At 65.3% G+C, this 26,009-nt stretch carries 21 protein-coding genes; 6 read left to right on the plus strand and 15 right to left on the minus strand.

Going from position 1 to position 26,009, the window contains the following annotated elements; all coding sequences use genetic code 11:
* Positions 1-122: 122 nt before the first annotated feature.
* The gene (locus NO366_RS16740) at positions 123-380 is read left to right on the plus strand and encodes a hypothetical protein (RefSeq protein WP_256531925.1); all 258 of its coding nucleotides are present in this window, start codon (positions 123-125) and stop codon (positions 378-380) included.
* 26 nt (positions 381-406) lie between these two features.
* Here the strand turns inward: NO366_RS16740 and NO366_RS16745 are convergent, their stop codons facing one another.
* Positions 407-643: a hypothetical protein gene (locus NO366_RS16745; RefSeq protein ID WP_256531926.1), complete on the minus strand. Its 237-nt coding sequence runs from the start codon at positions 641-643 to the stop codon at positions 407-409.
* Between the two features lie 493 nt (positions 644-1,136).
* On the minus strand, positions 1,137-1,538 hold the full coding sequence (locus NO366_RS18690; protein WP_382273790.1) for a DUF5518 domain-containing protein: 402 nt from the start codon (positions 1,536-1,538) through the stop codon (positions 1,137-1,139).
* Between NO366_RS18690 and NO366_RS16750 the strand changes: the two genes are divergently transcribed.
* Together NO366_RS16750 and NO366_RS16755 are read left to right on the plus strand one after the other, a co-directional pair.
* Positions 1,427-1,996 carry a methyltransferase domain-containing protein gene (locus NO366_RS16750; RefSeq protein ID WP_256531927.1) on the plus strand — a complete coding sequence of 190 codons (570 nt, stop codon included), beginning with the start codon at positions 1,427-1,429 and terminating at the stop codon, positions 1,994-1,996. The genes NO366_RS18690 and NO366_RS16750 overlap by 112 nt on opposite strands.
* 213 nt (positions 1,997-2,209) lie before the next feature.
* On the plus strand, positions 2,210-4,006 hold the full coding sequence (locus tag NO366_RS16755; protein ID WP_256531928.1) for an amidohydrolase: 1,797 nt from the start codon (positions 2,210-2,212) through the stop codon (positions 4,004-4,006).
* Between the two features lie 137 nt (positions 4,007-4,143).
* Here NO366_RS16755 and NO366_RS16760 read toward each other — a convergent pair whose 3' ends face one another.
* On the minus strand, positions 4,144-9,381 hold the full coding sequence (locus NO366_RS16760) for a PKD domain-containing protein (protein ID WP_256531929.1): 5,238 nt from the start codon (positions 9,379-9,381) through the stop codon (positions 4,144-4,146).
* A gap of 522 nt (positions 9,382-9,903) precedes the next feature.
* Entirely contained in the window at positions 9,904-10,560 is a 657-nt protein-coding gene (locus tag NO366_RS16765; protein ID WP_256531930.1) for a lactate utilization protein, read from the minus strand.
* Positions 10,561-10,954: 394 nt separating this feature from the next.
* Here NO366_RS16765 and NO366_RS16770 point away from each other — a divergent pair, with 394 nt between their 5' ends.
* Positions 10,955-11,770, plus strand: coding sequence for a class I SAM-dependent methyltransferase (locus NO366_RS16770; RefSeq protein WP_256531931.1), 816 nt, complete (start codon positions 10,955-10,957; stop codon positions 11,768-11,770).
* A gap of 123 nt (positions 11,771-11,893) precedes the next feature.
* Here the strand turns inward: NO366_RS16770 and NO366_RS16775 are convergent, their stop codons facing one another.
* From NO366_RS16775 to NO366_RS16795, 5 genes are all read right to left on the minus strand, one after another.
* Positions 11,894-12,589, minus strand: coding sequence for a hypothetical protein (locus NO366_RS16775; RefSeq protein ID WP_256531932.1), 696 nt, complete (start codon positions 12,587-12,589; stop codon positions 11,894-11,896).
* A gap of 143 nt (positions 12,590-12,732) precedes the next feature.
* Positions 12,733-13,197 carry a MaoC family dehydratase gene (locus NO366_RS16780; protein ID WP_256531933.1) on the minus strand — a complete coding sequence of 155 codons (465 nt, stop codon included), beginning with the start codon at positions 13,195-13,197 and terminating at the stop codon, positions 12,733-12,735.
* A 53-nt stretch (positions 13,198-13,250) separates the two neighbouring features.
* A complete protein-coding gene (locus NO366_RS16785) occupies positions 13,251-13,568 on the minus strand; it encodes a hypothetical protein (protein ID WP_256531934.1) in 318 nt (105 codons plus the stop codon).
* Positions 13,569-13,697: 129 nt separating this feature from the next.
* Complete coding sequence (locus tag NO366_RS16790) at positions 13,698-13,991, minus strand: HVO_2922 family protein (protein WP_256531935.1); 294 nt, start codon at positions 13,989-13,991, stop codon at positions 13,698-13,700.
* Positions 13,992-14,114: 123 nt separating this feature from the next.
* The gene (locus NO366_RS16795) at positions 14,115-14,399 is read right to left on the minus strand and encodes an amphi-Trp domain-containing protein (RefSeq protein ID WP_256531936.1); all 285 of its coding nucleotides are present in this window, start codon (positions 14,397-14,399) and stop codon (positions 14,115-14,117) included.
* A gap of 469 nt (positions 14,400-14,868) precedes the next feature.
* Here NO366_RS16795 and NO366_RS16800 point away from each other — a divergent pair, with 469 nt between their 5' ends.
* Entirely contained in the window at positions 14,869-16,206 is a 1,338-nt protein-coding gene (locus NO366_RS16800) for a TIGR00341 family protein (RefSeq protein ID WP_256531937.1), read from the plus strand.
* Positions 16,207-16,367: 161 nt separating this feature from the next.
* Here the strand turns inward: NO366_RS16800 and NO366_RS16805 are convergent, their stop codons facing one another.
* Positions 16,368-18,155 (minus strand): PQQ-dependent sugar dehydrogenase, encoded by a 1,788-nt coding sequence (locus tag NO366_RS16805; protein ID WP_256531938.1) that lies wholly within the window; start codon positions 18,153-18,155, stop codon positions 16,368-16,370.
* Between the two features lie 507 nt (positions 18,156-18,662).
* Between NO366_RS16805 and NO366_RS16810 the strand changes: the two genes are divergently transcribed.
* A complete protein-coding gene (locus NO366_RS16810) occupies positions 18,663-20,699 on the plus strand; it encodes an SLC13 family permease (protein ID WP_256531939.1) in 2,037 nt (678 codons plus the stop codon).
* 250 nt (positions 20,700-20,949) lie between these two features.
* Here the strand turns inward: NO366_RS16810 and NO366_RS16815 are convergent, their stop codons facing one another.
* From NO366_RS16815 to NO366_RS16835, 5 genes are all read right to left on the minus strand, one after another.
* On the minus strand, positions 20,950-21,675 hold the full coding sequence (locus NO366_RS16815) for a TMEM165/GDT1 family protein (protein ID WP_256531940.1): 726 nt from the start codon (positions 21,673-21,675) through the stop codon (positions 20,950-20,952).
* 300 nt (positions 21,676-21,975) lie between these two features.
* The gene (locus NO366_RS16820; protein WP_256531941.1) at positions 21,976-22,350 is read right to left on the minus strand and encodes a helix-turn-helix transcriptional regulator; all 375 of its coding nucleotides are present in this window, start codon (positions 22,348-22,350) and stop codon (positions 21,976-21,978) included.
* A 208-nt stretch (positions 22,351-22,558) separates the two neighbouring features.
* Positions 22,559-23,356, minus strand: a complete 798-nt coding sequence (surE, locus tag NO366_RS16825) for a 5'/3'-nucleotidase SurE (RefSeq protein ID WP_256531942.1) — start codon at positions 23,354-23,356, stop codon at positions 22,559-22,561.
* A gap of 144 nt (positions 23,357-23,500) precedes the next feature.
* Positions 23,501-25,033, minus strand: coding sequence for a small ribosomal subunit Rsm22 family protein (locus tag NO366_RS16830; protein ID WP_256531943.1), 1,533 nt, complete (start codon positions 25,031-25,033; stop codon positions 23,501-23,503).
* Positions 25,030-25,827, minus strand: a complete 798-nt coding sequence (locus tag NO366_RS16835) for a prephenate dehydrogenase/arogenate dehydrogenase family protein (protein WP_256531944.1) — start codon at positions 25,825-25,827, stop codon at positions 25,030-25,032. The genes NO366_RS16830 and NO366_RS16835 overlap by 4 nt, the downstream gene beginning before the upstream one ends.
* Between the last annotated feature and the right edge of the window lie 182 nt (positions 25,828-26,009).

A 26,009-nucleotide genomic window follows, 5' to 3' on the forward strand; every position in this document is an offset into this window, starting at 1 on the left:
GCCTGCCCCCATGCGATCGTGGCCTCCACGTTGGCAACGGCCTCGGTATGTTTTCCATCAGTATCATATTCGTTCCACCGTTTCCGGACAGTTTCGCGACTCCAGGGGACGAATTTCGCCACTTGCCGGTTGCTCATCCCCTGCTGTTTCGCTCGGATGACCGAGTAGAGAGCGGCTTTCTCGACGGCTACTTTCTCGCTCACATCGTCGCGATCGTCATCCTCGATGAGGCGGATTTCGCGGCGCACCTCCGTACTCATGCGATGTTCTACGGCGGCCGGTGGATAAGCGTTCGGTCGCTCTTCGAAGGAAAGGTGGTCGGATTCTACCCAGAGTGCTTCGTGCGGATGTACGTAAAACAATCCATACCGGAACGCTGACAGCCCAAAGGTACGGTCCGCCCCACCTAGCCCCGATCTAACTGCTGTGTCCACTGATGCGAGAAGTCGGAGAGATTCATCGCGGCGGCGCAGTGTTCACAGCAGTACCGGACGGAGTTCCCGTACTTCTTCGACAGGCCGGACGACGGCTCGACGGAGACCTTGAAGAGGAACGCCGGCGCCACGGCGCGATCACACCGGTAGCACTCTTCGTTCCGAGGCGTCTCGGGAGACCCGGCGCCCGAGCTTCCGATCGATTTCACGCGTGAACACCTCGATCGAGTCGCACGGGGAGGTCGATCATGTGCGCTCTCCAATCCCCGATTTCGAAAGTAAACGACGGAGAGCGATTCGACTCTCGAAACCGAGAGCGGGCGAGACCTTTTTGTCGTAGTGGTGTGTTCCGTAACATGGCAACCAAAACCCCGTTACAGGGTTTGGAAGCCAAGCGTCTCGGGTGTCCTTACCACCCGGGACTTTTGCTGCGAAGTCCCCTGCGACCGACGGAGACGCTGGCTTCCAGCGGGAGCTACGTGGTACTAGTTATTATAATTATTGGACGTTCGAGGAATTAATTATCTGAAGCCACACGCCGCCGTTCCAACGCCAATTTGCCATCGAACGGAAAATTGGCGGAGTCCATTCGTCGAAACCCAGGTGTCGCTTTCGATCTCACCAACTGAGATGGATCGAAACACCAGCCCAGAGAGACCGAGCATCGGCGAGCCTTCAAATACCCGGCTCGCGTCCAGTCCCTCAGCGTCCTTCCGTACAACGTCGGCAGCCATCCGGCATCTCCGTTCTGCGTTCATCCCCTGACGATCGGTCGAGCGAGCCGTAGTGGGGTTGTGCGCGTACCTCCGACGAGTATCGCCGACTGGCAGCGGCTCGCGGGCTCCCGAACGTCGTGGTCGCCCACCCACCGACGATGCCGCCAATCCAACCCGGTAACGCGGCAACGACGAGGAGTACCGGAATCGAGATCAAAAATATGGCGACGACACCGAACGGCGATGGCCACGCCGTGGCCGTCCGAATTAACTGGGATGACAGCCAGACGTACGCCGGTACGCCACCGAGTATCCCCGCACCGATACCCGCACTCGCAGGCTTCCGAGCGTTTCGCTGGGCGAGGTAACCCGCGAGTAGGCCTCCCACCGCCCGAACAGGTCGAGCAGGCCACCGATCTGGCGGTGCGGAACGGCTTTCACAACGTCAGCTTCCGAGAGGGATACATCGAGGACCTGCCCTTCGAGGATGCACCGTTCGACGTCGTGATCTCGAACGGCGTCATCAACCTCTCCGCGGAGAAAGCACGGGTGTTCGAGGAGGCACGTCGTGTCCTTCGGCCGGGCGGGCAGATAGTGCTCGCGGACATCGTCAGCGACCGACAGCTGCCCGAGAGCGTCAAAGCCGACGCGGATCTCTGGGCGGCCTGCATCGGCGGGGCCGAACAGGTCGACAGCTACACCTCGCTCGTCGAAGCCGCCGGATTCGAGGTACAGGAAGTCACCGAGAACACGCGGTACGAGTTCGTCTCCGACCGAGCGGCGAACGCGTGTCAGAAGTACGGTGTGAAGAGCATCTCGGTGCGCGCCAGCACGTCTTCGACGTGAACGGCGCTCCGGCCTGCGCTCGGTTGCCGAACCGAGCGTCGCACCCGTTTGATCGCCGACGCGTGCTCGAACACCGTCGGTCGCCGGTCCCTGCGGAATCGATCATCCGTTCGAACTTTCCAAAATAATAGGCAGTATTCAGTTAATGAATTACGAATGATCCAGACTGTCACCTAGTTTTATGTAATGGTGTGTGGTAGCGCCCCACGTACCATGACCGATGGAGATTCCCAATTCGAAGAACTCGGCGTCGAACTGCACAGCAAGCGGCGGACGTTCATGGCCGCGACGGGTGCCGGCCTGGGCATACTCGGAACCAACTCGGCCGCGGCCCGGCGTGAGACAACGGACGATCCTACCCCAACTGACGAACGGCGCAGGACCGTCGCCGGGAACGCCCGGTTCGCGGACACGGTACTCTTCAACGGGCAGATCCTCACCGTCGACGACGCGTTCTCGGTCGCCGATGGCGTCGCGATCCGCGACGGCCGGTTCGTCGCCGTCGGCGGCCGCGGGGACGTAAAGCGGCTCGCGGGACCGAACACCGAAGAGATCGATCTCGGCGGGCGCACGGTCGTCCCCGGGCTGGTCGACTCGCACCTGCACATGCTGTCGGTCGGGCTGGACCTCGCGAAAGCGGATCTCTTCGACGCGCGGAGCGTGGCCGACGTGATCGCCGTCGTCGAGGCCGAGGCCCAGGAGACGCCGGCAGGCGAGTGGGTCCAGACCTCCTCGAGCTGGCACGAGGGGCAGCTCGACGAGAAGCGCCTCCCGACCCGTGACGACCTGGATCCCGTCTCGCCGGACAACCCTGTCTTCGTCCCCCGCGGCGGGCACGTCTGTACGGTGAACAGCGCCGCGCTCGACCTGGCCGGCATCGACGCGAGCACGGACGACCCAGCGGGCGGGACGATCGTCCGGGATCCCGACACCGGCGAGCCGACCGGCGTCCTGCTGGAGACGGCCCGCGATCTCGTCGAAGGGCTCATCCCGGAGCCGACGCGCGAGGAGCGAAAGGCCGCCATCCCGCGCGCGATGGGAGAACTCAACGCCCGCGGCGTCACCGCGGCCCTCGAACCAGGGCTGTCGATCGCCGACATGCGCGCGTACATGGAGTTCCGGACGACCGGGACCCCGACTGTCCGCACCGACATGCTCGCCCGCGTTCACTCCATCGACGACGTCGACGCGGCGACGAGCCACTACGCCCGGGGCTTCGGCGACGGCATGCTGAAGGTCGGCGGGATGAAGTACCTGATCGACGGCGGGGTGGAAGGCGCGGCGTTGCACGAGCCGTACGAGATCGTCGACGGCGTCCAGGAGGACCCGACCTATCGAGGCCACCTGATCCTCCCGCCCGGCGGGCGCGACGAGTACCGCGAGATGCTCGAGCTCGCGGCCGATCGGGGCTTCCAGGTGCAGACCCACGCCGTGGGCGACCGCGCGATCGACCTCGTGATGGAGGAGTACGCGGCCGTCGACGAATCGGTCGACGTCGGTGACCTCCGGTGGGCGGTGATGCACAATTTCCTCCCGACGGAGTGGAGTATGGAGCAGATGGCGGCGTTAGACGTCGTCGCGACCGTCCAGAACCACCCGACTCGGCTCGGCTTCAACCAGCTCGAGTGGTGGGGCGACGACCGCGGCAACTACGCGATTCCGATCCGTGACCTGCTCGATGCCGGCGTCGCGGTCGCCGGCGGAACGGACGCGAACGTCGTCCCCTGGCGGCCGTTCGAGTCGCTCTGGTGGATGGTCACGAGGCAAACGGTCGGCGCCGGCACCCTCGGCGCGGATCAGGCCATCTCCCGCGAGGAGGCGCTCCGGCTGTGGACGATCGGCAGCGCGTACGCGATGCACTGGGAGGACGAGATCGGCTCGATCGAACCCGGGAAACTGGCCGATCTCGCCGTCCTCGACACCGACTACCTACGATGTGCCGCAGACGACATCGTCGACGTCTCGGTCGATATGACGATGGTCGGCGGGGATATCGTCCACCGGACGTAAGGCAGCCGTATCCATCTGAGTGATTTGGCGTATCGTCGAGCGGACGGGCGTTCGATTGGACAGTCGACGCCGCGATGCGTGTCTAATTGTTTCGGACGGTAGACGGGGAAAACCGGGCTGTCGATGGACGAACGGAACTACGTCCGGTATCGACGCTGTGCCAGGGCGACCGTGACACATAGCGCTACGACGGTTGCCGCAGCCCCGAAACCGGGAACAGAATCCTCGCCGCCCGATGAGTCTATCCGGTCGCTCCTGTCGGCATCACCTTCACTATCAGTACCACCGTCGGACCCGTCTCCCGAGGTGTCGTCAGGCGACTCGTTGTCCTCGTCGCCAACCTCTTCGTCGGTACCGTCGTCTTCGTCCTCGCCCGGATCGTCGCCGCCGGGGGGAAGAGGCGGAAGTCCCCCGCCTGCTCCGCCGACGGTGATCGACTCCTCGGCCGTCACCTCGTTGCCGGCGGTGTCGACGAGGGTGAGCGTCACGGTGACGGAATCACCGTCTTCGAGCGCCGAAAGGTCGACGCGGGCGCGGTCGTCGGTCAGGTGCCGATCGATCCCCTCGTCGGCGCCCTCGATTGCGAGTACCGACGCTTCGACGTCGATTGGAGTGATCGACGGCGAGTACTCGAACGAGACGGTGACCGGACCGTCCCCCGGTTCGATGTCGGTTCCGGGGTCGACGGTCACGTTCTCGACGATCGGTGGCGTCTCGTCGACACCAGCGACGGCGAACTGACTGAACCCGTCCACAGTGGCGACCAGTTCGTTGCTGGCGCCCGTGTAGTCGGTCGAGATCGGCTGGTATTCGGGTTCGCCGTCGGGTGATCGAATAACGACGAGATCCGCAGGATCGAAATCGTCGGTGAGTTCCGGATCAAGATCCGAAAGGGATACCAGTAGCGTCGCGTTCTCGAGTTCGGCGTCGGTCAGGCCGTCGTCGACGACGTTCAGGTAGCCGTCGGCGACGAACCGGGAATCGAGGGTCGTCGAGGCCGGCGGTTCGTCGCTTTCCGTGAGGACGGCCTGGCGAACGGTGTCGTTGCCGATCGCGGAGGCGTTGACCGCGAGATCGATCTCGTACCCGCCGCCCTCCGAGACCAGCGACGCAGTCCCGTTTTCGATCTCGTAGCCCGAGATCGTGGATTCGAGCGCCGTCGGTCCGCCGTTCCCCGCGTCGTCGACGACCGTTCCCGAAACGGAGTAAGTCGTGTTGACGCCATCGACCAGCCCGCCCTCGAACTCGATCGTGAGTTCGTCCGCCGGATCTTCGAGGCGAGTCGGATAACTGGACGGCGTCCGATCGACCGATTCCGCCCCCTCGGCGACGATCTCGAGGTCGGTCAGGTCGAGCGGTTCGTCCGCCTCGAGGGTGAGGGTCGCGACGTCCTGGCCGAGATCCTCGACGGTCGCGCGCGGTTTGGGCGGCGTCGTATCGACGTCGACCCGACCGTCATCACGGTCGGCGACGTTCCCGTGCTCGTCGACAGCTTCGACGAAGGCGGTGTAGTTCCCGTCGGCGACGAGGGCGTCTGCGTGGATCGTCGCTTCGACGGTCCCCGGATCGACGTCGTCCACCGAGACGGTCTCGGTGTATGGCGCGAACGTCGCGTTGAGACCGAGTTCGACCGACGCCAAGGCGGCGCCCGTGGGTTCGACCGTTGCCCGGACCGTCGCGGAGTCGTTCGTCCGAGACTCCTCGACCTCGAGGTCGGTTATCGTCGGTGGCCTGTCGTCGTGTTCGACGGCTACCGTTTTCTCGTACGTTTCGCTCGCGTTGCCGACGACGAATTCGACGGACACGTTGTAGGTTCCCGCGTCATCGAACCGGTGTTCCAGGACCGGGTCGTCCGTCGTCTCGGTGGTTCCGTCCCCGAGATCCCAGCGGAAGGCGTCGATTGCGACTTCGGTCCCGTCCACGAACGCCGTCGCCTCAGAGGCGTCGAGCGTGACCGTCTCCGTGTTGTAGGGCGTCGCGTCGGAGACGTCGAGCGCCGGTTCGATCGTGAGGGATCGTACCTCGACCGACAGACTCGAAACGTCGTCGTCGCTCCGGACCTGGAGGGCGTGCGTTCCCGCATCGCCTCGCTCGGTATCCCACTCGAACGAGACGGTGTCGGACTCGTTCTCGTCGAGCGAGAGCGACGTTTCGTCGAGAACCGAGCCGTCGCCCGAGACGAGCTCGATCGTCTGGGTCGCGCTCACGTCCTCGGTGTTATCGACCGCCGCCTCGACGGATAGTGTATCACCCTCGGTCACAGGGTCAGATGCACTGAGTCCAGTAACGATGAACTCTCCATCGGGAACGTCGTCCGGGCCGACGTGGAACCGCTGGGTCTGTTCGATCCGTGAATCTCCAGACTCGTAAGCCACGGTCACGGCGTATTCGCCAGACTCGGTCGGAGCCCAGTCGACAGTGTGACCACTCAAATTGAACGTCCCGTCGCCGGTAATGTCCCATTCGACATCGACCATGCTCGGGCCGATCGTTGGGAGATCCCCGTCTGCGACTAGTCGACCGTCGGCGTAGTGGAACGACACGCGATGAGTGACGTCTTGCCTGTCGCGCCCGGGATCGTCGTCGGTTCCTTCCCAGCGGTCGTAGAAGTCGTCGAACGATTCGCCCGTTGTCGAAGCGAACCGGCTACGCATGTCGTCACCGTCGTCGGTGTTTTCGACAAGGTCCAGAAACGTTTGCCGGCCGTACTCGGCGTAGAATGCGCTGACGAAATCGCTCGCGTGGTCGTACTCTCTACCGGACATCCCCCAATCGAGAAGATCGGTTCTGTCGAGTCTCTCGTCGTATATCGAGTACGGTTGTCTCGTCGATGCTTCGAACGTGGCGTGACCTTCCAGGAGGTAGTTCCAGTCGCCGTCAGGCTCCATGTCCATTTCGAACTGGGCCAGGTGGACGAGCTCGTGTTCCGTCGTGCTCAATGCGCCCGGATTTCCGGACGACCCCGACCCACGAGCCGTTTCGATGACGACTCGATCCGGATGGTCGGCGTACCCGGAACGATCGACCGGGGAATCGACCACGTCGCTGGCGTCTTCTACTGCGTCGAAATCGATCGATGCCGGTAGATCGCCGACCCGCTGTTCGATGTTTCGAATCAGGAGTTCGACGTCGGGCTGCATAGTCGCTACCCCGACTCTGGTCTTGCGACTGTCCGCTTCGTACTCTATGCGATCCGTCTCCGTCTGGTACTCGTGGACGCGAAGCGTAACGGTCCGAGTGACGGGTTCGTCGACTCCGTCGACGTCGAGGGTGGCCGTGATCGTCGCCTCGCCGCGCTGGGCGAACTGGACCGAGTCGTCTCCGGTCGCCGCTCCCACGCCATCGACCTCGAGGGCGTCCAGAGTCGCTGTACCACCAGCCTCGACGGATACTGTCTCCTCGACGAGAACGTCCTCGTCGAAGTAGAGATCAGCTTGCGGCGTCCCATCGACCGTCAACCCGATACCCACGTCGACGGGGACGATCTCGACGCTCGTCGTGTCGGTCTCGCCGACCTGATCCGTGGCAGTGACGGACACCTCGACCGGCTGGTCGTCTTCGACGGCCACGTCGCAGGTTTCGCCACAATCGAGGGCCTCGCCGCTCCCGTCGGTCCACTCGAACTCGAGATCGCCCGTCCCGGAGCTGTTCGCCGCGGAGACCGTGACCGTCGTCGGCGTGGATTCGGGATACCGCTCGTCCGGTTCGAGGGATGCCACGACCGGTTCGGTGACCGTCACGGACTCGACGTACCGCTGTGAGTCCGCGCCGTCGGGATCGGTGACGATCGAGACGTCTCGCGTCCCCGATCGCTCGAACGTGTGCTCGACTGTCTCCCCGTACGCGTCCACCTCGCCGTCGTCGTCGAAGTCCCAGCCGAAGGTGGTGGCATCGACGGTGGCTTCGAACGTCGCCGGCTCGTCTATCGCGGGCATTTCCGGGTCGACATCGAAGCCGGATTCGGTCGGTCCGTCGAAAGTCAGCACCGACGCGTTTTGCCCGTCGTCGACGGTCACGACGGTCCCGTTCGCGACCGCGGTGATTCTGTCCGGCGTCCCGCCGCTCTCGTGAGCGACCGACTCGATGCGCTTCCCAGAGGACAGGTCGTGGGCGGCAACCTCGCCTCCCGCGACGCCGATGGCAACGTCGCCCACGACGAGCGGTTGCGCGTCGAACGGCAGGGAGGCTGTTTGATTGAACCCTGTCCGCGAGTACACGCCCTCGTTGGTGATCAACCGGGAAGAAGTGACGGCCTGTTTAGCCGCCGAATCTCCGGAATTGAAAGTTTCGTTGGCAAGTACCTCACCGGTCACCGCGTCGAATTGGACGATGTCGGTGTCTGCAGAGTAGTCGACTGAGACGTATAGAGATCCGTCGGCAACGACCGGAATCGGTGGGTCGGAACGTGACATGAACCGGTGGGTTGTGACCTCGACCCATCGAACGGTTCCGGTCGCTCTATCGACTGCGACTGCGCACCCGGTTTGCGTGCCCGATTCCGGAACCTCACAGTCAGCCACGGAGAAGACTGTGTCGTTGGTGAGGGCAAGAGGCCCGTTTGTGGCAGAAAACGTGGCTCGTTCTTCCTCCGGGGCTGCAGTCCACTCGGTCTCACCGGTCTCCGTGTCGAGAGCGTGAACGGAAGACCTCGTCTGGAAGTAAACCGTCTCATTAAGGGCCGTAACGCCCCATCTTGTGAATTCAATTCGTTCCTTCTGCCAGCGCTTCTCCCCGGTTTCTACGTCAAGTCCAACAAGTTCGCGGTTGGACGCGTTGGTTGGTTCGACATAGACGATGACTGCGGTGTCACCAGTTATCTGGATGTCAGTTACATGTCGCTCACTGGAACCGCGATCGATCGACTCCCATCGAGTCTCACCGGTCTCGCGGTCGATGCCGAAGACGATCGATCCATCGTAGACTTCTTCGCCCTCGGTGTGGCCCACTCCGGCGACCACCACGTCGTCAGTTCCGAGGGCCGTCTCGACCGGCATCGATCCATTGCCGTCACGGCGTTCTACGTCGAAGCGCCACCCGGAATCGATCGGTCTCGGTGGCGTCGCATTCTCTGCAGCGCCGGTGTTCGCTGTATCGAACCGTTCGTCGGGCCAGTATCCCGTCGGTGGCTTCGGAACGCCGAGATCGACGGAAGCGTTTGGTGGTTCGGACTCGTCGACGGTCCCGTTCGCTTGCACCCGCTGGGCCCCATCGACGACTGGGTACGTTCCACCGGGAGCGAACGTCTGGGTGTCGTCCGGTGAGATGGACGCCGACTGTTCGAGCGTTCCGACAGATTGCGTCGAGGACGGTTCGCTCCCACCGACGCCGACCACGACCAGTGAGGAAAACAGCAACAATGCGACGACAGCCGCCATCAGAACGACCGGGCCGGAGGTGTGGACCGGTCTATCCACGACGATCAGCTCCGGATAGTGCCGATCCGTGCCGCGCACACACCGAAACCGGAATCGATCCCCCCAACCGTTTCAGCCAGTTTGTAATATTCGAAATGAAAGCCATCGTGACCTCGCAATAGCAAAGAAAGTTAGCCCATAACGTATGAATTTACCGACCAGATTGTGGCGGCTGTCGGAGCCGAGTGGAAAGAATGGAGACGGGACCAAAATGCCCGTCCCGCACTCGGGCCGACGAAGGCGTGTGCGTCTTCTGGTGATACGTCCGTTCGAACTCGATACTCCGGAACTGAAAACAAATGGTGGAGGATCAGTTCACGAGACGGACCGATCACGTCTCGTATCCGGTCCGAACGAGCAGGAGAACAATCTGAGTCCGGGCTCGCACACTGCGTGTCGATCGTTCTGTAATCGAGCGAGACCGAGAACGGCTCTTCGCGGGTGGCATCCGCAGGCGGTGGCCGGAGCCCCCACTCGAGTGATCTAGTACCCGAGTTGGGCGCGGATCAGCACGACGGTCGTCCGCCCCTCCTCGAGTTCCTGTCGGAAGATGAGCTGTTTGGCCATCGCCGAGTCGACACCGTAGGTTTCCTTGGCGCGTTCGTTTTCGAGCGGATAGGCCACCGACTCGAGGCGGTCGAGGGCATCGTCCAGCGTCGGGACGATCTTGTTCACGCCGCTGACGATGACGACGTTGCTCGCGGCGAAGGGGTAGGCGCCGATCCGACTGCCCGAGCGGTCGGCGGCGACGAGTTCACCCGTTTCCGCGATCGCGTTGATACCGCCGAGGAAGTAGTCGGCCGTCTGCGACGCGCGCCGAGCCGCCTGGCGCTCGGCGTCGTCCTCGATACTCCAGATCTCGTCGGGGAGGCTCTCCCACTCGTGGTCGCCCTCGGAGAGGTACTCGACGAAGCCGATCTCTTCGAGCGTCGTCGAGTGACCGTTCATTACCGTTGCGCCATGGGGGACGTGTGACTGTATCGCCTCCAGGGCGTGTTCGGCCGAGTCGACGACTACCACGTCGAAACCGTTCGATTCGAGGGTGTCGACGGTCTCCTCGATCGTTTCGTCGGCCGGAAGGTCGTCGAGCGAAGCGTCGATATCCGTCTCGGGTGCGTAGTCTGATTTCTGTTGAGACATGCCGGATAACCGTACCAGGAGTAGCCGCGAGACCCTCATAAGCGCTCGCGGACACGCCCGTCGGGAAGTTGCATCGGTGATACCGGTATCGTCGAGACGATCTCCCACGTGGCCGGGGATCACAGGGTCTTCTTCGTCAGTCCACTTCTTCGATCCAGCCGAACCACGGCAGGTGGCCACCCACTCGAAGGAAGTACCCTCGGCCGTCCGGGGTGAGACCAATCGCTCGTATCACATCACGATGGCAGACGGCCCGTCACATACGGATCGCCGAACACGACGCGGCGTTCGACGACCCGCTCGCTGGCCAGCGGCGACGGGAGCAACCGCTATCGCCTGGACACGGTCCATCGAACCACCCCACTCTAAACCCCTGTCGTTCAGACACGTTCACATGGACGAGATCCGATCAGCGAACCGTCGGCTCTGGGACGAGTGGAGCGACGACTTCCAGGCGCTGTGGAACGCGAACACCGCCGACGGCGAACACCCGCCGGCGCCGAATCCGTTCGCCGACGATGCGCCCGGCGGAAGCCAGCCCGACCTCCTGCCGACCGTCGAGGGACTCGACGTCGTCGAACTGGGTTGCGGGGGTGGGCAGGGGAGCGTCGGCGCCGCGATTGACGGCGCCGACACCGTCGTCGGTGTGGACTTCTCCGCGGCGCAGCTCGAACACGCGCGACACCTTCGGAACCACTACGGCGTGGACGCGCGGTTCGTCCGCGGCGACGTGACGGCCCTGCCGCTGCCCGACGATTCGTTCGACGCCGCGTTCTCCGGTTGGGTCTTCCAGATGGTTCCCAATCTCGACGCGTGTCTGTCGGAGGCCCACCGGGTGCTTCGACCCGACGGCGTGCTGGTCTTCAGCGTGCCGCACCCGGTCTACGAGTGCTTCGACCCTGAGACGGGCCAATTCAGACGGAGCTACCACGCTGACCCCCGACGAACGATCACGATCGACGACGCGTACGAGTCGGACCTGGTCGTCTTCGACAGGGCGGTGGGCGAACTCCACGACGCGGCGGAAGCGGCGGGATTCGACGTACGTCGGGTCCTCGAACCCGAGGGTGACGACACCGGCTCCGACGATACAGCGGCCGACGACACCGGGTCTGACGACGAGGGCGACGACGGCCCGCCGGTGAGCGATCGCCAGGACCTGACGGCGCTGGTGCCGCAAACGCTTCGCTTCTGGGCGACGGTGCGCTGATCAACGGACCCGGATGCGTCTGGAGGTCACCACGAGACCGCGACGACGACCGCCCCGCTGCCGAGATCGACGAGGAGCCACGGACGCGGCTCGCGTCTGGTTCTCGATTCGAAAGCGGCGTGCTCACTCCATCGCGAGCGTCCACTCGCCGTCCGCTCGCACGCCGACCCAGCCGATCCCCTCGTACTGGAACGCCGTCTCGATCCCATCGACCGCGCCGATCTCGTTGAACACCAGCTCGCTGAACCCGCCGAACTGGCCCACCTCCATGGGAACGACTTCGACGATGAAGTTGCCCTCGCCGGTGTGTGACCCGGTCGCAACGTGAGTGCCGCCGAACTCGTACGGGCCGAAGACGCGATCGGTCTCGCCCGACACTTCCACCGGCGGCGAGTTACCCGACTCTGCCCGCGGCTGGTAGACCGCGAGCGACCACTCGCCATCTGCCTCGACGTCGACGACGTACGTCCCGGCCTCGACCGCCGCCGCGCGCTCGCCCTCGTAGGGTTCGAGCTGGTTCTGAAAGAGGTCGCCGACGTCACCCTCCTCGGGAACGAACTCGACGATGAAGGTGCCGATTTCGGGACCATCGTACGCGGCCCGGACGACGGTCAGGCCGCCGTCGATCTCGATGCCCTCGCGAATCTCCGACCCCTCGCCCTCGAACTCGAACGGATCGGGCTCGAAGTCGTCCGGAACGAACGGTGGCCACTCCGATTCGTCGCTCTCCTCGTCGCCGGACCCCTCCTGCGCCCCGGCGGAGCCGAGCGCGAGGAGCGTCGTACCACTCGTCGCGACGATGTACTGTCGCCTTTTCATGTTGTATGCTAGCACGCCAAAAGACGTAACGTTTCCCCGCAACGCACGTGAGCGTCAGGCATTCCTGGTAGTGTCGTCCGACAAACACCGGATCCGTTCGGCGGATCCAAAGTCGATTCGGCGGGTGCGCGAGTCGGGACGGATCAGTCCCGGGGCGAATTCGTCGACCGGCGCTCGAAGAGGACGTTGTTGACGGCCTCGAAGACCACCGCGTCGGCCCCATCGACGACGGTCCGCTCCGTCGTGACGATGCCGCGGGACGGATCGCTCTCGGAGACACGCCGGTCGAGTACCTCGATGTGGGTCGTCAGTCTGTCACCCGGCCGGACGGGGCGCGGAAAGCGGACCGACTCGAACCCGAGACTGCCGATGATGTGCGATCGGCCGTAGAGGCCGTCGACCACCTGACTCTGTGAGAGCGCCATCGTCTGGATCCCGCTGGCGATGAGTCCGCCGTAGCGCGACTCGCTCGCGGCGCCGGCGTCCGTGTGAAACGAGAGCGGGTCGTACCGCGTTGCGAACTCGACGATGTCGTCTTCGTCGACGCGGACCGGGTCGAACTCGTACGTCTCCCCGACGCGGAAGTCCTCGTACCACAACTCGTCCATATACTCCGATTGCCAGTACCGGCACATAGGTCTTCGCCACCCTCGGCCGCCGGTCACAGCCACACGCCGACGAAATACAGCGGGACGTAACTGGCGAGGGCCCACCAGGGCTCGTGGCGGACCGTCCGGAGGCCGATCGATCGCGAGTAGTCGGCGTGATCGTGCGCCAGCGCGTGGAATCGCGGTCGACCGAGGACGGCGTACAGCGGCAGAAGTGGACCGAGCACCGGAACACTGTAGCCGATCAACACTCCGACCGTTCCGAGGAGCGCGGCGTGGACCTCGTTGATCGTGATCGGGTGGCCGAACAGCCGGGCCAGCGCCTCGTCACCCTCGTCCAGACGGTTCTCGGCGGTCGCGGGCTGGCTCACGCTCGTTCTGGCGTTCGCCCGCGTCCGGATAAATAATTACCGTTATATGTCGTTTCGTGATATTTCCGACCAGGCGGCGGATACCGGTCCTTTCACGGGTCAACGGTCCGTTCACGAATCAGCAGTCTTTCACGAGTCGGTCAGGACGACCCGCGCGCCCGGCGCGTTTCGCTTCACACTCTCTAGACCCCTCCTGGCTCCGTCTTTTCGGTCGTAGCCCTCGCCGCTGTCGGCGATGATGTTGCCGTTGTCGTGGACGAGTCGCCAGCGCCACTCGCCGACGCCGTCGCGGTAGAGTTCGAAACGAGCCTTGCTCTCGGTATCGCCACCGTCCGCGACGATCGACTCGTCGACCTGAACGCCACCCGATCCGGAACGGTGTTCGCCGTCCTCGTCGGGAATCGTGCATCGGTCACGCACCATACCGGTACGACGTGCCGACACCCGAAAGAACCCGGCCTTCCGGAATCAGGCCGCCGCGACCGTCCTATCCGCACTCGTCGAGCGCTCGGGTCTGAGCCCTCGGGCGAACCGAGGTCGGGCGAATCAGCCGTCCGCCGACATGGACGCACCGTCCCCTACCGACCACTCGAGTTCGACCTCGAGTTCCGCCTCGCCCTCGGCGACCTCGTACTCGACCTCGAGTTCGAAACGGTCCGGGATCGTCGCCGTGAAGCCGTTCTCCCCCTCGATGGCGATCTCGCCGTCCTCGACGCCGGCGGCGACCTCTCGCAGAATCGCGGCGCCGTCAGCGCGATTCATCACGCGCTCGCCTTCGTGTTCGGTCTCCTCGGACGCTTCGATCTCGGTGTCGGCTTCGTCGTCTGGCATACCGCGGAATCCGACCCGCTCGTACAAAATACCACACGTCAGGACCCTCCGTCAGTATCCCAGCCTCGTGGCGTGTCGGTGCGATCCGTCCGGCTGCTAGTGTCGGTCTGGAAGGAGCCGTTCGAGTTTGTGGATCGTCTATTCTACGGAACGTCCGTGCCAGAACAGTCGAACCAGGCTCGGTCACAGTCGAATCACGCCAGATCACAGTCGAACCAGGCTCGATCACTATCGAACCTGGCCCGATCGACGTCCGATTTCGCGACCCGATGAACGTGGTCGGATCGCACTCCCGCTGCTCGTCGGCCTGTATTCGGCCAGGGAGTCGACCTCCCGTCGGACACGACGGCCGTGATGAACGCACCCGGTTCCAGCTTGCGCACCATGTCGCCGCCTGATCCACGTCGGTCTCGACCATCGAACCCGCCGCAACGTGGTACTAACCATCGGTTCGTGGTTGGTGGAGACGATGCGATACGTCGAAATCGCGATCCCCGAGGGGCGGCGCGGGGCCGTCCTCAGCGTCCTCGACGATGCGGGAATCAACTACGTCATGAGCGACGAGACCAGCGGGGCCCAGTACAGTTCTGTCGTCCGGTTTCCCCTCCCGACGAACGCGGTCGAACCGGTGCTCGACGATCTGGCGCAGGTGGACCTCGAAGACGCCCACGTCGTCGTGGTCAACGCCGAGACGGTCGTCTCCGAGGCGTTCGACGAGGTCCGCGACCAGTACAGCGGGAGCGGTGCAGGCGGGGCGCGCACGTCCCGACAGGTGCTGCGGACGAAGGCCGACGAGTTCACACCTGCGCTGTCGATCTACCTCGTCATGCTGTTGATCAGCGCCGTGGTCGCGACAGCGGGGCTACTGGCCGACTCTCCGGCAGTCGTCGTCGGCTCGATGGTCATCGCGCCCTTACTCGGTCCATCGCTCGCGGCCAGCGTCGGTATCGTCACAGGCGACGACGCCCTTCGACGCGGCGGCTTTCGCTACCAGGCCCTCGGCGTGAGTGTCGTCGTCTTCGCCTCTATCGGCCTCGCGACGCTCGCTCGTCTGGCCGGTCTCGAGCCCGCCGGCGTGGACATCGTCCTCGTCGCGGAGTTAGAAGAGCGCGTCTCGCCGAACCTGTTCTCGGTACTGGTCGCCCTGGGGGCCGGCGTCGCCGGCATCCTGAGTCTCACCCGCGGGTTCTCCGAGGCCATCGTCGGCGTGATGATCGCCGCCGCGCTCATCCCACCCGCGGCGGCCGTCGGCATCACGACCGCCTGGGGGATGAACGGCGCCGCGCTCGGCGCCCTGATCCTCGTCACGGTGAACCTGCTCTCGATCAACCTGGCGGCGCTGGTGACCCTCTGGGTCGCCGGCTACCGGCCCCAGGGCCTCTTCGAGGTGGCGCCGACCCGAGGGGCGACGATGCGGTACATCGCCGTCTTCGCGGTCGGCCTGTTGGTGCTGGCGGTACCCCTCGCCGGATTGACGCTGAACGACTTCCAGACGACGGAACTCGAGGCGACCGCCCAGGACGAAGTCGAGCAGCTCCTCGACGACCCGCAGTACAACGAGGTGACGAACGACGACGTGACGGTCGTACTAGACGACGATTACCCAGCCCGATCGGTCGAGCGCGTGATCGTCGTGGTCAAGGGGTTCGATCCCGGGCCGGACCCGCAACTCAGTGACCGGATCTACGAGGCCATCAGCGAGGAGACGGACGCGGCGTTCCTCGTGGAAGTGCAGTACGTCGTCGCCGAGGAACGTGGTGAGGCGAGTGCGGAGCGGAACGTTCGGACGGTAGCGGTTGACGAGTGAAGTTGGGGATACGTTCAGCCTGACGGGAGGACAGCTCACGGCGTTCACCACGGGAAGAATCCGTACAGCCGACTCTCTACCGATACTCCCGGAGGCCAGGGTTCCGCCACGTCGGGTTCACTCCGGACGATAGCGAACCGTTGGTCCCCGCTGCTACTCGATCACTCGCCGGACTCGTTACCCGCCGACTCGTTGCCGTCGTTGTCTTCGATCGATTCGTTGTCCGTCCCGTCGTCCACGGATTCGTTCCCGCCGTCTACCGTCTCGTTTCCGGCACCGTCCACGGACTCGTCGTCGGTTTCGTTGTCACCTCCATCGTCGTCGGCTGCGTCGTCGTCCATCTCGTCGTCTTCCTCGCCGTCGGAGTCCTCGTCATCTGCTTCTTCTTCGCTCCCGACCGCGTCCTCGTGCGGTTCGATGGTCTCGCCTTCACCCTCGGGGACGATGCGCCAGACTTCGCCGGTCTCGCCGTCGGTGTAGCGCGCGGTGGTCAGGACGTAGAGTTCGTCGTCGTGGTCGCGACCGAACGCGAGGACGAAGCGGTTGATCCGATCGTTCGGCGCATCCGAGACCGAGAGCTCTTGAATCTCCCAGAGATCGTCCTCGGATCGGTCGGCGGACGGTTCGTACTCTGCGACCGGGGAGGCGAACAGTGACCCGTCAGGCGACCCGAACCCTCGGCTCCAGTCGCCGTAGACGTACATGTCCTGCAATTCCGAGGCGGCCTCGCCCTCGTAGACGTAGCCGCCGGTGATCGAGATCCCGAACGACTCGCCGTCGACGAGGTGTGGGTACTGGATCACCGGGTCGAGCAGGTCCTCGCCGCCGCGGACGTCTTCGGGTGTCGCGTTCGGACAGTCCTCGCCGGGTTCGCCCGGGTTCTCGGTGCTGAAGCACTCGATCCCCTCCTTGACGTTCCAGCCGTAGTTGCCGCCGTTCTCGACGATGTTGACTTCCTCGAAGAGGTTCTGCCCCACGTCGGCGACGTAGAAGTTCCCCTCGCTGTCGAAGGAGAGGCGCCACGGGTTGCGCAGCCCCCACGCGTAGTACTCGTCGAACCCCGCGTCGCTTTCGACGAACGGGTTGTCGTCGGGGATGCCGTACGGCCGGTCACCGTCGCCATCGGCGTCGACGTCGATCCGGTGGATTCCACCGAGGAGGGTGTCCGTCGTGTTCTGGGCGTTCCCGCCGTCGTTCTCGTCGTACCAGTCCTCGACGTGACCGAGGCCGACGTCGTCGGCGTTCCCCCCGTCGCCCAGAGGAACGTAGAGGTAGCCATCCGGCCCGAAGAGCACGGCCCCGGCGTTGTGGTTGAACTGCGGTTCCGGCACTTCGAGCAGTCTCTCTTCGGACTCCGGGTCCGCGGTCGAGTGCTCGTCGTCCGCGGTAGTGAACTCCGCCAGGACGGCCGTGTGGTCGTAGTCCTCCGGCGTGTCATCGGTCGGCGGCGCGCTGTACCGGACGAAGAACCGTCCGTTCTCCTGAAAGTCCGGGTGGAACGCGAGTCCGAGCAACCCCCGCTCGTCGAACTCGCCCGTGCCGCCACTCACCTCCACCATCCGATCGCTCACGTCGAGGAACGGTTCGTCCCGACGCTGGAGTGGACCGCCGTCGCCGTTCGAGGCTCCTTCCAGTACGTGGATCTGGCCGAGTTGATCGACGACGAAGTATCGGTCGTCGTCACCTGGTGCGACCTCGAATCCGACAGGCGAAGTGAAACCCTCGCCGACGAGTTCGAGGCCGATCGTCGGTCCGTCGGTCACGACGTCCCCCCATTGCTCGTCGCTCCCGTCGCTGTCGTCCGTCTCGTTGTCCTCGTCGTCCTGCGCGACGCTGACGCCCGAGAGACTCGCGACCGCTCCGGTTGCGGCAGTCACTTGCAGGAAGCGCCGTCGCGACGAATTCCTGCGCCGTCGCTGTCCGTCTCGCCCGGGTGGTGAGTGGGTCATGTCTCTCTCACGTCCCGGGCGAGACGTGTCCATAAATGGACGATACCGTTCCACGCGAAATACGGGTTTTCCGCTCGTCCGTCCCCGGTAATGACGGCTTCGTCCCGTCGAACGTCGGTTGGACGACGTCGCTCGAAGGTTCAGAAACCCACCCAGCCCGTTGGCCGCGCCCGTAACGGTTGCCTACGGACGGGAGCTCGGGGCCAGCTCCCGGATCGAACGTCGGTCGGTCCAGCGGTAGCCTCGCCGAGACAAGCGGCGATTTTGGCACGCCGCTCACTCGATTGCCAGTGTGAAGAGACGTGGTGATCGAAGCGCGACCGATCGGAGACCAACGGACGGGTCGGGTTCGGCGACAGTCGTGCATCCAAACTGTTTTGGGGACCCGCGAGCACCGTCTCCTGTGCGTTCGTTCGATCGTCGTCCAGAATCGAAGCGCCCGCAATCCCGTCCGATCCCGACGCCGTCCCGGGACGTTGAGGGGCGTCGATCGGTGGGTCCGGACCGATGACCGATCCCGTTCTCTCGACCGGTGCCCTCGTCGTCTTTACCCTGATCGCTGTCACACTGATCCTGTTCGTCACGGAAGTCATCCCGACCGACGCGACCGCGATCGGCGTGCTGGTCTCGCTCGCCGTCCTCGAACCGGTGACGGGTGTGTCCGCCGGCGACGCCATCTCCGGCTTCGCCAGCACGGCGACGATAACCATCGTCGCGATGTACATGCTGAGTGCGGGTATCCAGCGGACGGGGCTCGTCCAGCGGCTGGGCCTGTCGCTCGCACGGTTCGCCCGCGGCAGCGAGACGCGGGCACTCGCTGCGACCATCGTGACTGCCGGCCCGCTCGCGGGGTTCGTCAACAACACACCGATCGTGGCCGTCTTCATCCCGATGATCTCGGAACTCGCACAGAAGACGGGAGTGTCGCCCTCGAAACTCTTGCTCCCGCTCTCGTACGCGGCCATTCTCGGGGGCACGTTGACGCTCATCGGGACGTCCACCAACCTGCTCGCGAGCGAGTTCGCGGTCGAACTCGTCGGCCGCGACCCCATCGGGTTGTTCGAGTTCAGCGCGCTGGGCGTCGTGATCCTCGTGGTCGGACTCGCCTACCTCATGACGGTCGGCCGCTGGTTGACACCCGGGCGAGCGCCCGTCGAAGGGGACCTCGTCGACGAGTTCGACCTCCAGGATCACCTCACCCAGGTTCGGGTGCGCCCCGACGCATCGGCCATCGGGTCGACCGTGGGCGAGCTCGAATCACGATCGACGGCCAAGGTTCGCATTCTCCAGTTGCGACGCGAGGACGGCCCAGAACTGACGTACGACGAGGAGAGTACGAGCGGAGCGGCCACAACCGAGCCACCGATCGAACACTCAACGACGGCGTCCAATATAGCAGGAGACACCCACACGGTCGACCGTCGCGAAGGCGACGGGGACACCACGGACCGTTCCGACGTGACGCCGGCTTCGTCGGATGCAGGTGCCGACGGCGTGGTCTCGTTCGCGTCTGTCAGCCCGGAAACGCGGATTCAGGCGGACGACGTCCTCACGGTTCACGGAACGCTGCAGGCGGTCAATCGTTTCGTCGGTACACAGGGACTCTCACAACTGCTCCGCCGATCGGTCACGGATGAGACGTTCGACGGGGCTGCGAGCGACGACGTGCTCGCGAAGGCCGTCGTCTCGCCGGAGTCGTCGTTCGCCGGTGAGCGCCTGGCCGACTCACACCTCCGGGAGGTCTACCGGACGACGGTGCTCGCGATCCGTCGAGACGGCGAATTGCTCCGCACCGATCTGGGCGAGCGGCGTCTCGAACCAGGTGACCTGCTGTTGATCCAGACCGTCCCCGAAACCATCGAGTATTTCGCCGACGGGACAGACCTGGTCGTCGTCGACGAGGACACGCTCGACCGATTGCTCGCGGACGAGTCGACCGAACGGGCGTCACTCTCGTCGAAAACGCCACTCGCGGTGGCGATCATGGCGGGCGTGATCGGCGTGGCCGCGCTCGGACTGGCGCCGATCGTCATCTCGGCACTCGCCGGCGTCTTCTGCATGGTCGTCACCGGCTGTCTCTCGACGAGCGACGCCTACGATGCGGTCTCCTGGAACGTGGTATTTCTCCTCGCGGGTGTCCTGCCGCTTGGGATCGCCCTCGAGGCGACGGGCGGGTCGGCAGTCATCGCCGAGGCGCTGGGCGGGACGGAATCCTTCCTGCCGCACGCTGGGATCCTGTTACTCTGTTACCTCGTGACGGGAATTCTCTCGAACGTCATCACCCCAGTCGCGACGATCGTGTTGATGGCGCCGATCGCCGTCGATACCGCGACGAGACTCGGCGCCGATCCGTTTTCGTTCCTGCTCGCGGTCACGTTCGCCGCGGCGACGTCGTTCTCGACGCCGGTCGGGTACCAGACCAACCTGATGGTCTACGGGCCCGGACAGTACGAGTTCACCGACTTCCTTCGGGTCGGCGGCCCGCTCCAGTTGTTGCTCTCGGTCGTCACGTCGATCGGTATCGTCGCCCTCTGGGGCGTGTAACGTCGTCGCCACGGTGCGAAACGGTGCCCGGGGCCGATGTCGTCGATAGCTGTCGTCGGTAGACGCGCTCGGCTCCCGATAGGAACCCGAACCCGGTGTCACGAGCGTCGACGGAACCCCCTACCGTGCTCGACCGACGCCGCGGACGAGGCTCGCTGAACGACGCGTGGCCAGCCCGGGGGTTCCGGGACGTGTGCGCCGCGTTCGACGGGGTCGGCGAGTCGGTCGCATCGGTCCCGATAGCCGGCGCTCAGATCGGCAGGAGCGAGACCCCGACGACGTACTCCGCCGCGATATCCAGCGCGAAGACGAGGAAGACCGCGGCGGCGACACGGTGGAGCCACCCGCCGTCGAGGCGAGCTGCGCTTCGGTCGACGACGAGGGCCGTCGCCAGGCTCACTGGGACGATGGCGAGCATCTCTCCCGCCCAGATCGCTGCGGACGCACCGTACTGGGCCGCCAGTCCGATCGTGACGAGTTGTGTCTTGTCGCCGAATTCGCCGACGACCATCATCGAGAAGGCGGGGACGAACCCGCGGTAGGCGGGGGAGACGTGTGAGTCGAGGTGCGACGAGCGGGTCGAATCGACCGCCGTTGCACCGCCGTCCGTCGTCGCACTCCCCGGCGCCACCGGCCCGGCGTCGGCGGCCGCTCCGGAAGGTGTGCGCTCCGATCCCCCACGATCGGTCGAGTCGCCGGCTCCGAGAGACCCGTACAGGAGCCACGCGGCGAAGACGACGAACAGTCCGGCGGTCACGGCGTCCAGCGCGGCGACGGGGAGCGCCCCCTTGAGCGCGTTCCCGAGGAGGATCTCGACGGCCGTCCAGCCGCCGAACGCCGTGGCCGCGCCAGCGACGACCATGTACGGGTTGTAGCGCGTCGCGAGGCTCGCGATCACGAGCTGGCCCTTCTCCCCCGGAAGGGCCAGAAGTTGCGCGACGAACGCCGTGACGAGGATTTCGACGAACGCACTCATCCTCGTCCACCCGCAGACCGACGTCGGTACGGAGAGCGTCTCCCGACGGCCAACGTGCGGCTACGTTCACGACACCCGTCGACGATCTCGTCCATCCGTGCGAACGGATTAGACGCAGCTAACAAAGAGGGTTGTGGTAGCTAACCCCGTCCTCGCTCGGTCCCAGCCGACGCGCCGGAACGAGTGAGGCCCACGACAGTAGCGCGGTCACACGGAGTTGTCCAGTCGCACGACAGTAGCGCGGTCACACGGAGTTGTCCAGTCGCACGACAGTAGCGCGGTCACACGATAATTTCGCAGTCACTCGTTCAGGTGAGACCGGTAGCCTTTGGGTTCGAATCCGCGACGGCAGATTATGTCCTGGCGCCCGACGGTGATGGCGCTGACCTGGTCGTCGTCTTCCATCTCGGAGACGACGTCGTCGAGGCGGTCGTGCGACCACCCGGTCTTCTCGAGAACGGTCCCGCGGTCGACCCGCCCGCCACGTTTGACGAGCAATCTGAGGATGCGATCCTCGTCGGCGAGATCACGTTCGTCGACGCCGTATTCGACCTGCTCGGCGTAGCTCAGCGTCTCTTCGTCGTCCCCGCTCGCGTCCGTCGGTCCTGCGTCGGCCTCCTCGACAGGTTCCCCAAACCTGGCGGACAGCTGGGACCAGAGGTTTTTGAGTACCATGTGTTGATCACCGTTCGCAATTGGTCGTCCTTCGACGCCCTCCTACCTTGTCCTTTTCCCCGGACTCACATATCGGTGGCGGACGTCGCCCGTCGGTGGAGACGACTCCCCTCCACGGAATGAACGCCCTGCTTGCGAAGACAGGTCGCATCCAGGGACCCGGGACGGCCAGCTGACGCGGGATCGGCCGGTTCGGACGACGAGGCGATCACCGACGGTCGCTCTCCGGGTAGGCGGCCGCGATCGACTCCAGGGCGTCGAGTGACCCCGTCGTGTGCGGCGCGACGAGGGGAGAGACACTGATTCGTCCCTCCGCGACCGACCGCCGATCGGTACCCGGCGGATCCGGAATAGTCTCGGGATCCATCGACTCCCAGACGCGGTCCTCGACCGTGATGGTCGTTCCGTCGCGCTCGGCGGTCATCTCGTAGCGCGTCGAGGGATACGTGACGTCCATCGGGAGGCCCTCACCGGCGTCCTTCGGGACGTTGACGTTCAGATACGAGGCCTCGTCGAAGACGCCACCTGCTATCGACTGCTCGATCAGGTGCCGCGTCGCCCTGACCGGTTCGGCGAAGTCCGCGGCCGTCGTCTCGACGTCGGCGAGCGTCCCATCGCCTACGGGGATGTACATCGACGTGGCGATCGCCGGCGCACCGAAGAACGCAGCTTCGACGGCGGCACTGATCGTCCCGGAGCGCCCGAGGACGTACGCGCCCAGGTTCGCCCCCTCGTTGCAGCCCGCGACCACCAGGTCCGGATCCGGGACCAGTTCGGAGAAGCCGGCGACGACACAGTCTGCGGGCGTCCCACTCACGGCGTAGCCGTCCGAGCGTTCTTCGACCGTCACCTCGTCGGAGAGGCGTCGACCCACGGCGCTCTGGTCGTCGGCCGGCGCGACGACCGTGACGTCGCCGACGGCCGCAAGCCCGTCCGCCATGGCCCGGATCCCCGGCGCGTCGATGCCGTCGTCGTTCGTCACCAGGATCTCCAGCTCGTCGTCCATACGGGTGTCGTTACGGCGAACGGCGAAAAACACGTCGGAGTCTCGATTCACCGGAGTGGCTGGCCAGGCGCCGAACCCGTCGCCGGAGTGGCTGGCCAGGTGCCGAGCCGGTCTCCGAATTAGCTGGTCACCCGCTCGATCGGGTCACGCGAGCGGATCGACGACCGTCTCCTCGTCGACGACGAGGTTGTACGCCCCCTCGTCGTCGTTCCACAGCGCCAGGGCCGACTCGAACGCGAGCAGATCGCCGTAGTCGGCCTCGAGCAGCGGCCGGTTGAGTGCCGTCTCCTTCGTCACGACGGCGTAGTGGTCGCGCGCCTCGCTACCGTCCGAGATCTTGTAGAGCGGATTCGGGTCGTCGGCCGGACCGCTCTGCGGGTTCGTAGCGGTCCGGCTGCCGGGTCCCGACGCCTCGCCGGCCTCGCTCAGCGATCGACTCACTTTGGCCGCGACGAGGTCGATGCGGTTCGAGACGTGGCGGTCCATCTCGGCCATCTTCGCCCAGCGATCCGTATCGAGCGAGACATCGTAGTATCGCGTCCCGTCCGTTCGCAGGACGCTGTAGGCGAACTGCACGTCGACGTTGACGAACTCGCCTCGTGCGTGGTCGGGATCGTCGGCGGCCTCGTCGAGACGCGATTGGACAGAGGGGACGGCGAGGTCGGGACGGACGTCGAACGACCAGCCGCGGTCGGACGGGCGCTCACCCGGCCAGAGACGAACCATGGGACCGTAGACGGTGGCCCCACGGCGTTCGTCGGCGTCGTCGAGTGCGTCTTCGGCCGCACCACCTGAATCCGCCCCTTCCAGGGCGCGCTCCACCTCGCGCAGACCGATGGCCGTCTCGCGGTCGGCGGGCGCCATCGCGAGTAGCGAGCCGTCGTCGGCGAGGCTGTCTACGTATCGCCGGGCGACCGCGACCGGCTCGTCGAGTTCGCTGAGGACGTTACACGCCAGAATCAGATCGTACGTCCCGTCGTCGGTGCCGTCGGTCGGCTCGAAGGCCTCCGCCGTCGTCCGGTGGACCGTGGCGTGCACGTTGCGGCCGGTCTCTTCGAGCATCGCCTCGAGGACATCTGCCGCGGCACTGGGTTCGACGGCGTGGTACTCGACGAGGGCATCGTCGGGAAGATACTCGAACAGGCCGAGAGCAGGTCCACCGACGCCGGCGCCCACGTCGAGCACCCGAAGGTGGCGATCGAGGAGGGCCCGTTCGGCGAGGTCGTCGAGCGCGTACTGGATCGCCGCGTAGTAGCCTGGCAGGTGGTAGATCGCGTAGCTCGCCGCGACGTCTTCGCCGTAGGTGACGGCGCCACCCTCCAGGTACTGTGCCTTCGTCCGGCGGAGCGTCGAACGCAGGAGGTCGCCCGAGGCACCCTCGTGCCAGTTCGGTCCGTAGCGCTCTGCCAGCCAGTCGTCGAGGCGTTCGGCGTACCGGGCCGGAAACTCGCGAATCGAGTCCGTGCGCCGGGGAACCGGTTCGTCGGAGACGGGGACGAAGGTGCCGTCGTCGCGCTCGACCAGGCCGAGGTCGAGCGCCTCCTCGCGAAGGAGCTGGCGGACGACAGCCGGATGCGGCTGGCCCGCGACGTACTCGACGATCTCGTCGGGGTCGATCGGCCTGACGTTCCGGAGATACAACGCGTTCTGCCGAACCGCTTCGCGGTGATCCGTCACGCGCCGTCACCTCCGTCGGCTCCCCATCGGTCACGGAGTCCGGCGAGGATCACGTCGAGTTCGTCGTGATCGGCGCTCGCCACCCGTTCGGCGGCCGCGGCCACCGCGGCTGCCCCGTCGAAGCGCGCCTGGACGTCCGCGTAGACGCGCGGCGTCCCACCGGCCATCCGCTCGACCTGCTCACGCAAGGCGGCGTAGACTGGCGTCTCGAACTCTTGCGGAACCGGATCGGCCGTCAGTCCGAACGCGAGTACCGCCGCGTGGGTCGCCGCCTGGACGGATTCCATCGTCGCGTCGTGCTCGGCGGCGGTCGTCTCGACGAGGTCGTTCCCGGCGGCTTCGAGGTCGGTCAGGATCGCGTCGATCAGGGGCCCTCCTTCGTCGGTGACCACGGCGACGGAGCCGGGCGCTCGCTCCGGCGCGAAGAGCGGATGTAAACTGCACCGTTCCAGATCGGGAGCGTGTTCGGTCATCGCGTCGAGTGCCGGCGCCATCACGCCGGTTACGTCGACGATTGCACCGCGAGCACGGTCGGCATGAGCGACGACCGCCTCCTCCACCAGTGGCATCGGGACGGCGAGACAGACCACGTCGAAATCGGCCGATGGCCCATCCGCGTCGCCGGCAGCCTCGCCGATGCCGGTGGCCGGGTCGAGTGGTACTACCCGGGCGTCGACGGCCGCGGCCGTCTCACGTGCCACGGCCTCGTCGACGTCGGCCACGGCGACGTCCGCGTCGAGCACGTCGGCGATCCAGCGGCCCATCGCACCGGCCCCGACGACGAGTACCTCCATTGGCGGGTGGTATCCGGCGGTTCCGCAAAAGGGGTTCGGTCGGTCACCCGTCCCGGCGTCGATCGCGGACCCAGCGGACACCGAGAGCACGGTCGACTCCCGGAGACTGGGACCACGCTAGATGCCTGAATCACGTCGGAGGCTCGAATCACGCCGAAGATCCAAAACACGACGGAGACGGG

The organism is Halovivax cerinus, from assembly GCF_024498195.1.
Classification (GTDB): Archaea; Halobacteriota; Halobacteria; order Halobacteriales; family Natrialbaceae; genus Halovivax; species Halovivax cerinus.

Excerpts from the sequence above, each read along its gene's own strand:
- NO366_RS16750 (WP_256531927.1), top strand. The coding sequence starts at position 1,427 with ATGACAGCCAGACGTACGCCGGTACGCCACCGAGTATCCCCGCACCGA.
- NO366_RS16755 (WP_256531928.1), top strand. The coding sequence starts at position 2,210 with ATGACCGATGGAGATTCCCAATTCGAAGAACTCGGCGTCGAACTGCAC.
- NO366_RS16760 (WP_256531929.1), bottom strand. The coding sequence starts at position 9,381 with ATGGCGGCTGTCGTCGCATTGTTGCTGTTTTCCTCACTGGTCGTGGTC.
- NO366_RS16765 (WP_256531930.1), bottom strand. The coding sequence starts at position 10,560 with ATGTCTCAACAGAAATCAGACTACGCACCCGAGACGGATATCGACGCT.
- NO366_RS16770 (WP_256531931.1), top strand. The coding sequence starts at position 10,955 with ATGGACGAGATCCGATCAGCGAACCGTCGGCTCTGGGACGAGTGGAGC.
- NO366_RS16775 (WP_256531932.1), bottom strand. The coding sequence starts at position 12,589 with ATGAAAAGGCGACAGTACATCGTCGCGACGAGTGGTACGACGCTCCTC.
- NO366_RS16780 (WP_256531933.1), bottom strand. The coding sequence starts at position 13,197 with ATGGACGAGTTGTGGTACGAGGACTTCCGCGTCGGGGAGACGTACGAG.
- NO366_RS16790 (WP_256531935.1), bottom strand. The coding sequence starts at position 13,991 with ATGGTGCGTGACCGATGCACGATTCCCGACGAGGACGGCGAACACCGT.
- NO366_RS16795 (WP_256531936.1), bottom strand. The coding sequence starts at position 14,399 with ATGCCAGACGACGAAGCCGACACCGAGATCGAAGCGTCCGAGGAGACC.
- NO366_RS16800 (WP_256531937.1), top strand. The coding sequence starts at position 14,869 with ATGCGATACGTCGAAATCGCGATCCCCGAGGGGCGGCGCGGGGCCGTC.
- NO366_RS16805 (WP_256531938.1), bottom strand. The coding sequence starts at position 18,155 with ATGACCCACTCACCACCCGGGCGAGACGGACAGCGACGGCGCAGGAAT.
- NO366_RS16810 (WP_256531939.1), top strand. The coding sequence starts at position 18,663 with ATGACCGATCCCGTTCTCTCGACCGGTGCCCTCGTCGTCTTTACCCTG.
- NO366_RS16815 (WP_256531940.1), bottom strand. The coding sequence starts at position 21,675 with ATGAGTGCGTTCGTCGAAATCCTCGTCACGGCGTTCGTCGCGCAACTT.
- NO366_RS16820 (WP_256531941.1), bottom strand. The coding sequence starts at position 22,350 with ATGGTACTCAAAAACCTCTGGTCCCAGCTGTCCGCCAGGTTTGGGGAA.
- surE (WP_256531942.1), bottom strand. The coding sequence starts at position 23,356 with ATGGACGACGAGCTGGAGATCCTGGTGACGAACGACGACGGCATCGAC.
- NO366_RS16835 (WP_256531944.1), bottom strand. The coding sequence starts at position 25,827 with ATGGAGGTACTCGTCGTCGGGGCCGGTGCGATGGGCCGCTGGATCGCC.